Here is a 16,418-nt window from a genome sequence, read left to right on the forward strand (position 1 = left end):
CGCCCCCGTAGATGTCCAACAGCGACAGCCAGTATCCGTTCCAGTATCCGTTCCTGTATCCGTGCCAGTATCCGTGCCAGTATCCGTGCCAGTATCCGTGCCAGTATCCGTGCCAGTATCCGTGCCAGTATCCGTGCCAGTGTCTGTTCCTGTATCCGTGCCAGTGTCTGTTCCTGTATCCGTGCCCGCCGCCGCATCGCTGCAACCGTTAGAGCTGAAGTTGCCGTCATGTTCCAGCTGGAAACCAAAGCTGTAGGTCGCAGCCGCTGCCAGGTTGCTGCCGCTGGCAATGATGTTATTACCACTGAGGGTTACGCTGGCTCCCCAGCTATTGGTGATGCCAGTGACACCACTGACCGGTAGGATCACGCTCCAGTCAGCCTCGCTGTCGCCCAGGTTGGTGACAACAATATTGTTAAGGACTGCGCCGGTATTCCACTGGTCGATGCTACCAATGCTGCAGTCAACACTGCCAGGTTGGGCTTCGGCGACCGTTACTGTTTGTGTTGACGTATCACTGTCTTCCCCATCACTGACGGTCAGGGTGATATCGTAACTGCCGGCGCTGTTGTACTCATGGCTGGCCGTCAGTCCGGTTGCTGTATTGCCATCACCCAGATCCCATTGGTAGGTCAGGGTGTCATCATCGTCATCGGTCGATGCACTGGCATCCAGGCTGATGCTCAGAAAGCTGCCGCCGACACTGAACGCAGCAACCGGCACGTTATTGGGTGGTGCAACGACGGCATTGAGTGTCAGTGTGGTGCTGGCTCCGGTCGCCGCGCCGCTGATATCGAGGCCAGTCAGGGTCACACTAAAGCTGCCGGTGCTCGATGGCGCGGTCAGGGTGACCGAACCGCTGCTGTTGGCACTGGCCACCGGGTTGCCGTTGAGTGTGATCTCGACAGAATTGACATTGGACATGTCGAAGGTCAGCACAAAATCACTGCCTTGAACAATGTCGCTGCCATTACTCGGCGTGCTGATGCTGACGGCAGGCACAATGGGTTCTGCCACTGTCAGGCTGACGCTGGCCGGGTCTGAGCTGGCACCCTGATCATCAATCACAACATAGGTAAAGCTGTCGCTGCCAAAATAGCCGCTGGCGGGGGTGTAACTGGCGATGCCGGAAGTGATGGTGACGCTGCCGTGGGCTGGTGCGGTATCCACTTGATAGTCACTGATGGTGCCATCTTCGTCACTGCCACTGAGGCTGATGGTAACGGCCGTTTCATACGGCGTGGTGGCACTGGTGGCCTCGGCCGTCGGGGTGCAGTTGATGCCGGTATCAACACCGCAAGCCGGGGTGGGTTCCGTCCCCCAGACCAATTCGCCATCGTCATACAGGGCGATTTGAGGGGCATTGGCCAGCGTGCTGCTGTAATCGTCCCAGGATGGGTCAGCGCTGTTGTCCCAGTCGCTGTTGTCGGTATCGGTGGGCAGTGATAGACGGAATTGCACTTCTTTCTGTTCGTCAGACTGGCCACCTGGAAAAATATCAATCCCGGCAAACGAAATGTCGACGTAGTAAATATTGTCTGCCGGGTCGCCCCAGGCGGTCAGCGGACTGATGCTGCTGGCCTGACTGTAAGCGGCGGATACGGTGATATCGCTGGCGCTGTATCCTGCGGCTATCTCGTGATTAAGATCAACCCAGTAACGCATGGTGAGGTTATTGCTGATCCGGGCTGGCCAGGCGGAGCGGTTGTGGACTGTGGTTGCCAGCTCAATAAAACGTGGGCCGCTGGCGTTGACCTTGGCTTCAACAAAAAACTCGGTATCACGAGTTTCTGCGGTAGGAAATTCGCTATCAGGAATAGGGTCGCCGCCAAAATCCAGATAAAGCCGTGCCAGTGCCGAGGTAAAACCGGCGTTGTAGTCGGTAGCGACTTCGTTGGAAATGTAATCGCTGCGGTCATCGCTATAACCGTCACCGCTGGCAGGGCCACCCACCAACGCGCCGATCAACAGGTGGCGACTTTGGCTTGGGCTGCTGATGTCATCTGCCCAGCTGCCATGAGCCGTACGATGGTGCGGGTTGAGTGGGCCGGTGGAGCTCAGGCCAATCTGGTAGGGGTGGCCCATCGGGTTGTCACCGAGCAGGTATTCCAGCTGGCTGGTGGCGAAGTTGTAGTAGCTGCTGATACGGCTGTTGGATGGCTCAATGCTACGGAGGTAGTCGGAATACACCAGTGCCACCCAGGCGGTGTTGGCGGCGTAACGAGTCGCGCCCCATTGATCCAGTTGCGCCAGGCCACCGGAGGTATAGGGAACCTGCTCGCCGTTGTAGCCAGTGCTCCAGTAATCAAGCCAGCGTTCGGCATCGGCCCGGTATTGGCTGTCGCCAGTCAGCTGCGCCAGTAAAACGTAGGAGCCGTAGGATTTGTCATCCCAGGCTTGCGTCCACTTGTAGGCTTTATTGCTGCTTTGGCCTTCGGTACCGAGTTGGTTGTAGTCGCTTTGGGCGTTGTTCAGATAGGTGCTGTCGCCGGTCGCCTTGTAGAGCCAGGCGGCAGACCAGACCAGTTCATCCTGATAGCCACTCCAGGAGTTGTAGAAGGATTGGGCATCGGTAATGCAGTCGGAATATTTGCCCTGGAATTGCCGGGCAAAAGTATACAGTTGTTCGGCATGGGTCAGCAGGGTGGTGGAGTAGGCCGGGTCATCGCTGGCAAACACCATGGCGATTGCAGCCAATGCCGCCGCGGTTTCACCGGCGAGGTCGGAACCGGGGCAGGATTCGGTAATGGCATATGAGGGCCGGGTCGCGGCAGCACCAGAGGTGGCGTGCATGACTTCTGCCGGTCCCCACCAGGCATGATCGCTGGAACCGGTTCCAACCTGACCATACAGGACGTTAGGGGACGGATGGGCATTCACAAAATAATCGGCAACAAATCGCAGGTTGTTCTTGATGTGGACCATTTGGCCCGATTGGGTATAAGCCGATGGGTTTTCAATCACACCCCAGGCCAGCATGGTGGCCGAGGCGGCCATGGGCAGGCCAAATTTGACATGGTCACCGGCGTCAAACCAGCCACCGGTCAGGTTAACGCTGTTGTCGGCACCGTCGTTGGGGGTTGAGTCACCACGCCACTCGACCCGGTTCCAGGCGGGCAGCTCACCTGCTTGTTGTGCTTCGTAGAAATAAATGGATTTTTGCAGGGCTTCGCCGTAGTTGGGGGTGGCGTAAGCGTGTGTTCCGAGTGACGCGATGGCGAGCGATAACAGTGTTTTCCTCAACCCTGAAAGCGTTGTATGAGTCATGGGCCATATCTCCTGTGGACCGTTTGGCTGATGGGGCCAAATATAGGTGGCCAGCATAGTCGGCAGCCAAGATGCTGGATGTGCGACAAGTCACGAACCTGATTGTTGGGCAATTTGTTTGCCATAGAGGCCAAGACCTGGCGATACCGTCTGGTTGTGTCGAGTGCAGCGCTGCTGTTTATGCCACCTTGAGTCTTGATGAAAAAACAGACACTAAAAACTCTATGAGAATAGTAAGGTATCGGGGGAAGACAAGGTATCGGGGCTCGAGTTCGCTTTGTGGGTTGCCTGGCAGCGAATGACACCGGCAAATGGGGAATGGATAGATAACGTCGGTCAAAGCCGGTGGGCACCGGCGTTATTGGCACCCGCTGGATGTTTGTAGCGGATGAATGGCGGTGCCCAGGACTGAGGACTGGAACAGGAATTAAACCGGTTTGCCAATACCGTTATCGAGAGCGTAACGGATCAGTCCGGCAGAATTGTTAATGCCCAGCTTTTGCTTGATCTTGAGGCGATGGGCTTCGACCGTGCGCACGGAAATATTCAGCTGACCGGCAATTTCCTTGTTGCCCATCCCCTCCGTCAGTAGTGATAACACGTCGGTTTCCCGTGGGCTGAGTGCCTGATGACCCTGGCTGTTGGTGTTTCGTGCCGGGGCAGTACCAAATTCGCTGAACAGGGTTTTGGCCACGCTGGAGCTGAAGTAGGTGCCTCCCTGAAAGACGGTTTGGACTGCCAGTAGCAGTTCTTCGGTGGGGACGTCTTTCAAGACGTAACCGGCGGCACCGGCTTGCACGGCCTTGAGGATATATTCCCGGTTGTCGTGCATGGTGACAATCAATAAGCGAATTTCCGGAAAGCGTTGCCGAAATGACTCACAGGCTTCCAGCCCTCCCATAACGGGCATGGAGATATCCAGCAAAACCACGTCGGGCCCTAACAGGGCAGCTTGCTCCAGCGCTTGCTGGCCATTGCTGACATCGGCAAGGACTTCAATCAGATGCTCGCTTTCCAGACTGACCTTCAGGCCTTCGCGCACCATGGGGTGATCGTCCGCGATCAATAGGCGAATGGGCGGGCGGGCGCGTGTGGTGTTCATTTCGATTCCTTACTGAGTTCGGGGTCCCTTGCCAAGCCTGGCTCCGGATTAAGCAAAAACGCTGCTTTTATGAGTGTACCTTTGCTGCGTCGACTACGGACACTAAACTTTCCTCCTAATAGCTCGACCCGTTCGCGCATATTCATCAAGCCAACGCCACTGCTGTCTTCATCACTGGCAAAGCCACATCCGTTGTCGCCCATGGTCAGCACCAGCTGTTGGGCGCTGGCGGTCAGGCTCAAGCTGACCTGGGTGGCCTGGGCGTGTTTGTGAATATTGGTCAGAGCTTCCTGCACGAGCCGGTAAACGGTCATTTCGATGGCGTCTGGCAGGCGTTCCCGTGGTAGCCGGATGCGGCGACGGGTGGTGATGTCCGATTGTTCTTCCAGTTCATCCAACAGGCCGTGCAAGGCCGCTTCCAGACCGAGATCATCAAGTAAAACCGGCAGCAGGTTGTGGGAGATGCGGCGCACTTCCTGGATGGCGATGTCCAGTTGTTCGACCGCCTTGGTCTGGTGCTCGAGTGCCTGGCGCTCAGGCCATTGCTTGTTGGCCAGATTCAGCCGCAACTTGGCCGAGACCAGCAGCTGGTTGATGCCATCGTGTAATTCGCGGGCAAAATGACGACGCTGAATAACCTGAAAGGAGACAAAGCGGTTGGCGAGTTGTTGTAAATGTTGGTCGGCCAGTTGGGTTGTATGCATGTTGACCAGTGTGACGATAAGCACCACGGTTGTCAGTGTCACAATCAGCAAAATGGTTGATGCCCAGAAACTTTTGCGCACATTATTGGCGACCTTTTGCTCCATCAAGGCGATTTCCTTGGCGATGTCGTCGACGTACAAGCCGGTACCCATCATCCAGCCCAGTGCCGGAATCTGTATGACGTAACCGAGTTTGTTGACGTCGTTACCGTCGGTGGGTTTACGCCAGAGGTATTGGTAGAACCCACCACCGGATTCGGCAATATCAAGCAGGTCCCGAATAACAAATTGACCGTTTTCATCCTGCAGGTCGATCAGGTCCTGTCCTTCCAGATGGGGTTGGGTGGGGTGGACAATATTGGTGCCAGCTTGGGTGTAAACAAAGAAATAGCCGTCACTGCCATAGCGCATGCCACGTAGCTGATGCTTGATCCGGTATTCGGCGCTGGAGCGTTCCATACCGTTCTCGAGTTGTTCGAGTGTGGGGGATATCGAGTTCATGGCCAGTAGTGTGTAATTCTTGAGTGCCTCGCGGCGGCCGGCCATCAGGTTTTCTTCAAAAACAGCGACTTGCTGGTAAGCCAGTTCCTTGGCCTGGCGTTGATACAGCCAGCTGATCGTTAATGACAGGGCGATCAAGGGCAAGACCGTCAGTAACAGGATTTTTGCTTTGAGTGACAGGTTCACCGTAATGTCGATTCTTGTTGTTGTGAAGTGATAACGACAGCCCATGCTGGCGCATGGGCTGTCCAATGTTATCCGGGAACGGCTAGTCGATCAGACCGTAAAACTCCGGAAACATCATGATAGACACTACCAGGCCTACCTGCATCACAATAAAAGGCAAAACCCCTTTATAGATGTCTGTTGTTTGCACCTGTGGAGGCGCGACCCCTTTGAGATAAAAGAGCGCGAACCCGAACGGCGGTGTCAGGAAGCTGGTTTGCAGGTTCATGGCAATCAGAATGGCAAACCACAGTGGGGCGATCCCCAGGGCATCTGCAACCGGCGCCAGAATCGGCACAATGATGAAACTGATTTCAACAAAGTCGATAAAGAAGCCAAGAATCAGAATAGCGATCATCGACAGGATCAGGAACCCGAGTTGTCCACCAGGCAGGCTGGTCAGGATTTCTTCAACAATGTAGTCACCACCGGTGTAGGTGAAGGCCATGCTGAACGCTGTTGCACCCAGCAGAATCGCGAAAACCATTGCCGTGATCTTGACGGTTTCCTGCGCCGACTGGTACAGCATTTTCCAGCTGAATTGGCCGTAAACAGTGGCCAGGAAGATGGCACCAATGCCACCCAATGCAGACGATTCTGTCGGGGTTGCGATACCGGCAAAGATTGATCCCAGTACCACCAGAATCAGCGCCAATGGCGGAATAATGGCAATAATCGCCTGGGTATACATCTGGGCCTGGGTGGTGCCATCGTCTTCGACAGGCAACGCAGGCGCGGCTTCTGGCTTGAGGAAGGAATAAACCAGAATATAGAGAATATAAATGCCAATCAGCATGAAGCCGGGCATGACTGCTGCCTGGAACAGATCGCCGACAGGAATCCCCATCACGTCACCGAGAATGATCAGGATGATGGACGGCGGGATGATTTGCCCCAATGTACCTGACGCACAAATGGTGCCGCAGGCGAGGGATTTATCGTAGTTGTATTTCAGCATGACAGGCAGTGAGATCAGGCCCATGGCGACAACGGAAGCACCGACCACACCGGTTGAGGCTGCCAACAGCGCCCCTACCAGAACCGTCGAAATCGCCAGGCCACCACGGACGCGTCCAAACAGCTTGCCCATGGCTTCGAGCAATTGCTCCGCCAACTTGGTGCGCTGCAGCACGATGCCCATAAAAATAAACAGCGGAACCGCCATCAGCGTGACGTTTTCCATAATGCTTTGAATGCGGAAGGGCATGAAGGCAAACATGTCCGGGCCTTCGGCAATCACACCAAAAATTAGTGCTACACCACCAAAGGTAAAAGCCACAGGGAAGCCAAACATCAGCATCAGCAGGGCCACAACAAACATTACAATACCAATCACAGTGCAGCCTCCTTGTGGTGCTCGTGTTTGACGCCGCGCAACTCATTGATTGAGGTGAGTATCATGCCAACACCTGAAATGGCGGTGGCAAAAAAGGCCACGGGAATAACGGATTTGATGATCCAGCGAGCAGGTAAACCACCGGGGTCTCCTGAGGTTTCACCCAGTTCCCACGCTTCGTGGGCAAAGCCGATGCCGTAGTAACCGACCAACAGGCAGAACGGCAGTAATAACAATAAGCCGCCAGCAATATCGATACAGTTTTTCTTTGGCATGGACAGGCGTTCATACACCAGGTCAACACGGACATGGCCTTCGGCTCTCAGAGTGTAGGGAACGGCCAGCATGAACATGGCTGCAAACAAGTGCCATTCCATCTCCTGAGAACCGATATAAACAACGTTTAGCGCGTAGCGCAGGACAACGTCGATAAAGACGTTCACCAACATGATCAGAAACAGTACGGCGGATATCGTACCGAGCAGATCGGAAAAGCGATTAATCGCTCGCTCAAGCCGAACCAACATAATTTTCTCCCTTGGGGTACTGGAGGGAACAGAGCAGAGGGTGACTCTGCTCCAGCAAGCCAACGGTCGGGGTTAACCCGGTTGTTGACTTGCATGAATCACCGCAGGCTTATTGGCCGACAGAGACGCTGTTCAGGTAGGCCTTGTCGGAAATATCCGTCCAGGCACGTGCTTTTTTCATGTAGTTGGCTTGGGAATCAAGAATTTCCTTGGCCAGTGGGTCTTCAGCCGCTTTTTCTGTCAGCAGTTTGTCGTTGGCTTTGCGCATGGCAGCCATGACATCAGCAGGGAAGGTTTTGATTTTGACGTTCGGGTATTCAGAGTTGATCACGTCCAGGTTAATGGCGGATTCGTGGTAAGACTGAATGTACATTTCATAAGATGCGGCACGCATGGAAACACGCAGGATTTCTTGCAGATCTTCTGGCAGTTTGTCCCAGGTGCGCTTGTTAACCAAAAATTGCAGCTCAGTGGCTGGTTCATGCCAACCGGTGTAGTAGTACGGTGCAATTTTGTGGAAACCCATACGCAAGTCCAGTGATGGACCTACCCATTCCAGAGCGTCGATGGTACGACGTTCAAGTGCGGTGTACAGCTCACCTGGTGGAATGTTGGTTGGGCTGACGCCCAGTTCTGCCAGAACTTCACCGGCGAAACCGGGTACGCGCATTTTCAGACCTTTCAGGTCATCAAGGGAGTTGATTTCTTTCTGGAACCAGCCGCCCATCTGATTACCGGTGTTACCACCCGGGAAACTCATCAGACCAAACTTGCTGTATACCTTGTCCATCAGTTGCATGCCGCCGCCGTAGTAGAACCAGGCGTATTGCTCAGGTGCGGTCATGCCGAATGGCATGGTTGTGAAATACAGGGTGTTGGGGACCTTGCCTTTCCAATAATAGGACGCTGAGTGCCCCATATCGTATTGTCCGGCACGGACCATATCGAAAACACCAAACGGTGCTTTGTGCTTGTTGGCTGAGTCGATGGTGATTTGCAAACGGCCATTGGACATTTTCTCTGCCATGGCTGCCATGTTGCGTGGAGAATCACCAAAAATAGGGAAGTTGGCACCCCAGGTTTCGGCCATTTTCAAACGGTAAACCTTGTCTGCTGCCTGGGCACCAGAGGCGACAACCAGACCACAGAATCCGGCCAGCAGGCCGCGCTTCAGTTTCGATAATTTGAGCATCTTGTTGTTATCCTTTTTTATAGTCCGTCGGAACGACGTCGAGGTGGCAACTGCCTGCACGACCATCAATCGTCTCGTGGAGGCAGTATAGTCGTTGCAGATGATTGTTTCGGCTATTCGTTGGACTGCGGGGGTTGCTGGTGTTTTTACTATATTGGTGATTATTGGTAGGTAAATTATCTTGGTGTAACTACGTAAGTAGTATGCAAATGTGACCGGAAAGACAGCACAAAATCAGCGTAAAAAACAGCTTCAAAGTCCCATTGTTATTGGGTTTTCCATGCTTTGGCGCAATGAGCTTGCGACAAGTTGGGTATTGCTGTTTATAGGAATAAAAGTTCAGTAAATATCGTGTACTACTTTAGGCTTATGTTGGGGGTGGGTTGGCCTGTCTGGCCCTTTCATCAGGAGAACCAGCAAGACGCTGGCCCCGATTTACCGATTGAGGGCCTGATGTCGATGTCAAATCAGCTTGGATTCAATGTCCTTGACGTTTTCCATCACAACAAAAGTACTGGTCTGGGTGACGTAAGGAAGGGAAGAAATTTTTTCTCCCAACACGGCGCGATAGGATTCCATGTCGGAAGTGCGGACTTTTAACAGATAGTCAAAGGTCGCGGCGGTCATATGGCATTGCTCGATTTCAGGGATGGTACGCACGGCATCATTAAAGGCTTTGAGCGCACTGGTGCGAGTATCGCTGAGCGACACTTGCACAAAGGCAACGTATTTGGTGCCAAGTTTCTTTTGATCAAGCAATGCCATGTAACCAAGAATGTACCCTTGTTCTTCGAGCCGTTTCATACGGATTTGACAGGGAGTTTTGGATAATCCAATCAGCGAAGCCAGCTCGGTTACGGTGATTCGGCCGTTTTTCTGCAGCTCGCGAAGGATGGCCATATCGAGCTTGTCAAGATTTTCTTGAGAATCCATGAAGTTTTGATGTCCTTGTCGGGCAGTAATGGGTCATTTACAGGAACGGGAAAGAGCCATTGTAGTGGGAAATGATGCGTATTTTGTTCTAAATAAAACAATAATATTAGAGAAATTATCTCAACCTATTGGTTTTGATTAACAATTATGCCTTTCTGATTATGCACTGACATGGTGCTTTTGCGTGTTGGGGGTGATTATGTTGCACGCTGGTGATGCATCGGTGAAATTATCTTTACACGCATAAAACTTGGTCGAAATGCAGTTTAAAAAACAAATTTAAAAACAAATAGACCATGAAATATTAAAAAACAGCCAATTTGACCACTGGCTCTGCTTTAGGCTTTATTTCCCATGGGCTCGAACCTGACAGTATTGGCTGGATAAGGTGAGATGTCTCTCTGCAAGAGCGGTATCTTCTTGATGCGATACCTCAATTAATAGCAAACAATGAAAGAGGACGATCCATGGTTACTTTGACGTTTATCGTGTATCTGGCAGTCATGCTGGGTATCGGCATTATTGCTTATCGACGCACTCAAGACTTGTCGGATTATGTATTGGGTGGCCGTAATCTCGGGCCAATTCCCAGTGCCCTGAGTGCCGGCGCCTCGGATATGAGTGGCTGGCTGTTGCTGGGTTTGCCAGGCTACGCCATGAGTGCAGGTTATGGTGCGTTTTGGTTGGCAGGTGGACTGCTGATTGGCACCTGGGCCAACTGGTTGCTGGTTGCCCAGCGTCTGCGGGTTTATTCCCAGCGAGCCGGTGATGCGCTGACCTTGCCGGCTTTTTTTGAAAAGCGGTTTGAAGATAAAAGCCATACCTTGCGGGTAGTGTCTGCGATTTTTGTGCTGGTGTTTTTCCTGTTTTACACCAGTTCCGGCCTGGTGGCAGGAGGCAAGCTGTTTGAAACCGTATTCGGCCTGGATTATCAGCTGGCAGTTGTGCTGGGGGCTGTGGCAGTGATTTCCTACACCATGTTTGGTGGCTTTCTGGCGGTGTCCTGGACGGATGTCGTGCAAGGCTTGCTGATGGTCGGGGCGATGGTTCTGGTACCTGTGATTGCCCTGTCCGAGATGGGCGGCATATCGGCAACCTTCGACAAGATAGCCAATAGCAACCCCGAATTGCTGGATGCGTTCACCAATGCAGACGGCACACCGATTACCCTGATTGGTACCCTGTCATTGATTGGCTGGGGTTTTGGCTATTTTGGCCAGCCGCATATTCTGGCGCGTTTCAAAGGCATCAAAAGCAAGGATCATGTACCGGCAGCCCGTCGCATTGCTGTTGCCTGGACCGGGGTGGCGATGATCGGTTCGATGGCCATCGGGCTGTTTGCCGTGGCTTATCTGAAAACAGGTCTGGGAGACAATGAAACGGTCTTTATGGTGATGGTGGATGCCATCTTCCATCCGCTGGTTGCCGGTGTTCTGCTGGCCGCTATTCTGGCGGCGATCATGAGTACGGCGGATTCCCAGTTGCTGGTGTCTTCTTCAGCATTGGCGGAAGACTTCTACAAAGCGCTGTTTCATAAAGACGCCAGTTCCGAACAGTTAGTAAAAGTCGGACGTTTTGCGGTTGTGGGTATTGCCGTTATCGCTACTGTTCTGGCGTTAAATCCGGAATCCGGAGTATTGGATCTGGTGTCTTATGCCTGGGCAGGTTTTGGTGCAGCCTTTGGTCCGGCCCTGATCTTGTCGTTGTATTGGAAACGGATGACGCGTCAGGGTGCGCTGGCTGGCATTGTTGTCGGCGGTATTACCGTGGTGGTCTGGAAACAGCTGGAAGGTGGCTGGTTTGATTTGTACGAAATCATCCCTGGTATTCTGCTGGCGACCCTTGCAGTGGTGGTTGCTTCCATGGCGACCCGCGAGCCAGAGGATTCAATCCAGCAGAAGTTTGATGATGTGGTGACCGAAGTACGTAGCTGATTGATTTTTGTAGTTGAGGTTGCCGGGGCTAACAGAGCCCAGTGAAGGCGACGTATTATGGTCGTCTTCAACGGTACGACCGGCATGGTGCAATGGTCAGGGAAGGAACCTGGCCTTGTGCTGCGGGTATTCTCTTGTTGATCTCTGTTTCACTTCGACTGCAAAGTCTGCTGTCTCTCCGCCGTACCTGTTGCGGGTCTCTTCCCGGTCATTCCCGGCAGCTTTGTCAGCTGCTCTTCTTATGTCTTTCTTGATCGTTTTTCGAGGTCTATGGGAGTGATTCACTGGTTTTTTCTTTTTAGTGATTTTCTGCTTGTATTGACTATTTTTTATTGTGTTTTTTCTTGTTTTTTAATAAAAATTAGTCTTAAAGTAATGTCAATTAATATATTTTAGGAAAAAATAAACACAAAAATGCGGCATATTCAGCTTAATGTTTTGTATCCATGAGGGCTGTAACATGAGTGCCAATATCCCTGCCATTCGCGACGCGATTCGCGATCATTATTTAATGGATGAACGCCAGGCGCTGACTGAACTGGTCACCGATAGCCGTTTGTCTGCGCCACTGCGCCAGGAAATTTCAGCTGATGCGGCTGCCTTGGTGCGAGCGGTCCGCAGCCGCAAGCGTTCCACCATGATGGAGAATTTTCTGGCGGAATACGGCCTGACCACTCGAGAAGGGGTGGCGCTGATGTGCCTGGCCGAAGCGCTGTTGCGTGTGCCGGATGCATTTACCATCGATCAGTTGATTGAAGATAAGGTGGCTCCGGGGCAATGGAGTGAGCATCTGGGGCAGTCCCGCTCTGGTCTGGTGAATTCTTCTACCTGGGCGCTGATGCTGACTGGCAAACTGATTTCGCCAACAGGAGCGGAAGGCTTGCGGTCAACGTTGCGGGGTCTGGTGAAACGGCTGGGAGAGCCGGTGATTCGGGTGGCCGTGGCGCAAGCCATGAAAGAATTGGGTCGCCAGTTTGTGCTGGGCAGTCATATCCGTAATGCCACCGAACGGGCACGCAAGCTGGAAAGTCAGGGCTACACCTATTCCTACGACATGCTGGGTGAAGCGGCTCGTACCGCAGACGATGCCAAAGCCTACTTCGATGCTTATAGACAGGCTATCGCTGCTTTAGCAGCTTCTTGTACCGGCGCAACGATGGCTGAAAACCCCGGCATATCGGTGAAGCTGTCGGCCTTGCATCCTCGTTATGAATTTGCCAAACGGGAGCGGGTCATGATTGAGCTGGTGGCACGTACCCGCGAACTGGCACGTCAGGCCAAACAGCACAATATGGGATTCAATATTGATGCGGAAGAAGCTGATCGGCTGGATCTGTCGCTGGATGTGATTGTCGCAGTGCTGGAAGATCCGCAACTGGCCGGTTGGGATGGCTTTGGGGTTGTCGTACAGGCGTTCGGCCAGAGAGCGCCGCATGTGATTGATTTCCTCTATGCCCAGGCGCAACGGCTGAACCGGCGCATCATGGTGCGATTGGTGAAAGGCGCCTATTGGGATGCCGAAATCAAACGGGCCCAGACCTTGGGGTTGGCAGGATTTCCGGTGTACACCCGTAAGGCACATGCCGATGTCTCCTACCTGTGTTGTGCCGAAAAGCTCTTGGGCATGACTGATCATATCTATCCCCAGTTTGCGACCCATAACGCCCATTCAGTAGCGGCAGTCTTGCGGATTGCCCAGCACGTCGGCAAGCATCAGTTTGAACTGCAGCGACTGCATGGTATGGGAGAAGCACTTCATGATGAAGTCTTGAAGCGCGAAGGCACCCGCTGTCGTATTTACGCCCCGGTGGGCGAACATCGCGATTTGCTGGCCTACCTCGTGCGGCGTTTGCTGGAAAACGGAGCCAACAGCTCGTTTGTTAATCAGATTGTCGATACCCGCATTACACCTGAGGTGATTGCCCGGGACCCCTTTGATATCGCAGCGGTGTGGCATGACCCCAAACCCAGCAGCTTGATTGTTGCGCCGTCACAATTATTTGGTGATCAGCGCCAGAACGCCAAGGGCTGGGACGTGACCGATGTGGTCGAGGTTGAGAAGATTCTTGCCGCCCGTGCTGCCTTTGCGACCAGCCAGTGGCAAGCCATACCCATGGTCGCCGCTGACACAGCAGCCAAGGAGAGTACAGAAAGCGCTGCATGCTCATCGGTCATCAACCCGGCTCAACCCAATGATGTTGTCGGGCAGGTCACTGCCGCCAGTCCCGCTGATATCGAGTCGGCGATTGTTGCCGCAGTGGCAGCAGCCCCGCGTTGGGCAGCGGTTCCGGTGGCGCAGCGGGCAGCCTTGCTGAACCGGGTGGCTGACCAGTATGAACAGCATGCAGTGGAGCTGTTTGCACTGGCACAGCGAGAAGCTGGCAAAACCCTGCTGGATGCCGTGGGCGAAGTACGCGAGGCCGTGGATTTCGCCCGTTATTACGCCGATCAGGCACAGCAACTGGACGACCGCTTGACCGCCAGGGGGGAGGAGGTCAATGCCCGTGGTGTGATCAGCTGTATTTCTCCCTGGAACTTCCCTCTGGCAATTTTTACCGAACAGGTGTTAGCTGCCATTGCTGCCGGGAATACAGTACTGGCAAAACCCGCCGACCAGACCCCGCTGATTGCGGCGCGGGCGGTAGCCTTGATGCATGACGCCGGTATCCCACTGGACGTGGTGCAACTGTTGCCGGGCTCGGGGCGGGATGTTGGTGCACCATTGACCGCGGATGCCCGTATTCAAGGCGTGTGTTTTACCGGTTCTACCGCAACGGCTCAAACCATCAACCGGGCAATGGCGAGTGCGATGTCTGCAGAAGCGCCACTTATTGCCGAAACCGGCGGTCTGAATGCCATGATCGTCGACTCAACTGCACTGCCGGAACAGGTCGTACGCGACATACTGGCATCGGCATTCCAGAGTGCCGGTCAGCGATGCTCAGCACTCCGGATCGTATATTTACAGGAAGATATTGCCGACCATTTGCTGCATATGTTGTACGGCGCCATGGACGAACTGGCACTGGGAGATCCCTGGTTGTTATCAACGGATATTGGCCCTGTGATTGATGACGCTGCTCGCAACAAAATCAATCAATACCTGGATGAACATGCCGCTGCCGGACGACTATTGAAGCGTATGACAGTGCCAGAGCAGGGGCGATTTGTGGCTCCGGCGGTGGTCAACGTCAATGGAATTGCCGATATGCCAGAAGAGATTTTTGGTCCTGTACTGCATGTGGCGAGATTCAGGGGAGAGGATGCGGAACAGGTTGTTGACGCAATTAATGCACGTGGATTTGGCCTGACTTTTGGTTTGCATACCCGTATGGATTCCCGGGTTAATGCCTTGTCCCGTCGTATTCGTGTGGGTAATACCTACGTCAACCGCAACCAGATTGGTGCTGTGGTGGGGTCTCAGCCATTTGGTGGTGAAGGGTTGTCGGGGACAGGTCCAAAAGCCGGTGGGCCGCATTATGTTGAACGTTTTATCGCACCGTCTTCTGCGCGAGAAGTGCTGGCTATCGATCACGCCACCATCACCGCGGCGACGTTGCAACAAGCATTGGATGATGTCGCCGGGCAAGGATTTGCTGCCGCCAGGCAACACGCCGAACCATTATCGCAGCAGATCAATGACAGCTTTGCTGCCCTGGGTATTCAGGTCGTACTGGAAGATCCGTCGACACTTGAACTCCCCGGGCCAACGGGTGAACTCAATCGGTTATCGTTGCATCCTCGTGGTGTGATGCTGTGCCTTGGGCCAACGCTGGCGCGGGCTCTGCATCAGGCGGCGCTGGCATTGGCTTGTGGTAATCGGGTGGTTGTTATAGCACCGGGTGCCGAACAAGCCGTCGCATCGTTACGCGGACACGAGTGGCCGGTGGTTGCGCTCGATGGCGCATTGCAAGCGGCTGCACTAACGCCAGTAAAAGGCGTTGATGCGGTTGTTTGTGCTGGTCAGGAAGAGTACATGCGAGCGTGTCGTATCGCACTGGCACAACGGGAAGGAGCCTTGCTGCCCCTGATTGATGACGATAAAAACAGCCATCGTTACCAGCTTGAACGGCATATCTGTATCGATACTACCGCTGCTGGTGGCAATGCCAGCCTGATAGCGGCTGCGGAATAGCCATATCAATATGGTCATCGGCCTGACAAAGTCAGGTGGGTGACCATTGTCTGAAGTCTGCTGGTGCTGGGTGTCTCCACTCACTGGCCGATCCTCCATATACCGATCCTCCATATAAAAATGGAAGACAGCGAGAGATATTCAAAGCAGTGGATTATTTGCGGCAGATTTGTTGCTGTTTTGTGCTAACGGGTGACACTGATTCTAATCGTGGCCGATCGAATAACGAATAAATATTCGCTGGGGTCTGACCAGCATAAAATACGGGGGGCATTTATTTATTGATACCAAATCAGTCTTTGACTGATGAGATAATTTTTCCTGTTTTTTATACTGCTTCTTAAATTATTTCTAAATTACTTCGATATTTTAGACCTATTTGGCATCTTAGTACTTTGCTAGTTGCTGAGTATGGACGCCTGAGTTTCTTAATGATAGAAGTGGCCGCTATTTCCAAGGATGAGCTCTGGGTGGCCACCCTATTAAACAAGGAATGATTGCATGCCGATTTATCGCGTAGCCGTTTTTAACCCTCTTAATGACTATGCTGGTCAAGTGTATA

Annotated in this window: 9 protein-coding genes; 2 read left to right on the forward strand and 7 right to left on the reverse strand. The window is 53.3% G+C overall.

All coding sequences use genetic code 11. The features are described from left to right. From Q8W22_RS16280 to Q8W22_RS16310, 7 genes are all read right to left on the reverse strand, one after another. The coding region (locus Q8W22_RS16280; RefSeq protein WP_305453072.1) for a glycoside hydrolase family 9 protein at positions 1 to 3,267 on the reverse strand (3,267 nt) is incomplete at its 3' end. A 427-nt stretch (positions 3,268 to 3,694) separates the two neighbouring features. Continuing rightward, complete coding sequence (locus Q8W22_RS16285) at positions 3,695 to 4,369, reverse strand: response regulator transcription factor (protein ID WP_303434265.1); 675 nt, start codon at positions 4,367 to 4,369, stop codon at positions 3,695 to 3,697. Then, on the reverse strand, positions 4,366 to 5,826 hold the full coding sequence (locus Q8W22_RS16290; RefSeq protein ID WP_303434264.1) for a cache domain-containing protein: 1,461 nt from the start codon (positions 5,824 to 5,826) through the stop codon (positions 4,366 to 4,368). The genes Q8W22_RS16285 and Q8W22_RS16290 overlap by 4 nt, the downstream gene beginning before the upstream one ends. Before the next feature lie 16 nt (positions 5,827 to 5,842). Further along, the gene (locus Q8W22_RS16295) at positions 5,843 to 7,135 is read right to left on the reverse strand and encodes a TRAP transporter large permease subunit (protein ID WP_303434263.1); all 1,293 of its coding nucleotides are present in this window, start codon (positions 7,133 to 7,135) and stop codon (positions 5,843 to 5,845) included. Beyond that, on the reverse strand, positions 7,132 to 7,662 hold the full coding sequence (locus tag Q8W22_RS16300; protein WP_368501400.1) for a TRAP transporter small permease subunit: 531 nt from the start codon (positions 7,660 to 7,662) through the stop codon (positions 7,132 to 7,134). Before Q8W22_RS16300 ends, Q8W22_RS16295 begins: the two co-directional genes overlap by 4 nt. A 109-nt stretch (positions 7,663 to 7,771) precedes the next feature. After that, complete coding sequence (locus Q8W22_RS16305) at positions 7,772 to 8,854, reverse strand: TRAP transporter substrate-binding protein (RefSeq protein ID WP_303434262.1); 1,083 nt, start codon at positions 8,852 to 8,854, stop codon at positions 7,772 to 7,774. A 462-nt stretch (positions 8,855 to 9,316) separates the two neighbouring features. Then, complete coding sequence (locus Q8W22_RS16310; protein WP_303434261.1) at positions 9,317 to 9,787, reverse strand: Lrp/AsnC family transcriptional regulator; 471 nt, start codon at positions 9,785 to 9,787, stop codon at positions 9,317 to 9,319. 467 nt (positions 9,788 to 10,254) lie between these two features. On the opposite strand from Q8W22_RS16310, the gene putP reads away from it, so the two are divergent. Beyond that, positions 10,255 to 11,721 carry a sodium/proline symporter PutP gene (gene putP, locus Q8W22_RS16315; RefSeq protein WP_303434260.1) on the forward strand — a complete coding sequence of 489 codons (1,467 nt, stop codon included), beginning with the start codon at positions 10,255 to 10,257 and terminating at the stop codon, positions 11,719 to 11,721. A gap of 460 nt (positions 11,722 to 12,181) precedes the next feature. After that, entirely contained in the window at positions 12,182 to 15,856 is a 3,675-nt protein-coding gene (gene putA / locus Q8W22_RS16320) for a bifunctional proline dehydrogenase/L-glutamate gamma-semialdehyde dehydrogenase PutA (protein ID WP_305453074.1), read from the forward strand. The last annotated feature ends 562 nt before the right edge of the window (positions 15,857 to 16,418 follow it).

Origin of the sequence: Oceanobacter sp. 1_MG-2023, from assembly GCF_030689025.1 — a bacterium.
Taxonomy (GTDB): Bacteria; Pseudomonadota; Gammaproteobacteria; order Pseudomonadales; family Oceanobacteraceae; genus Oceanobacter.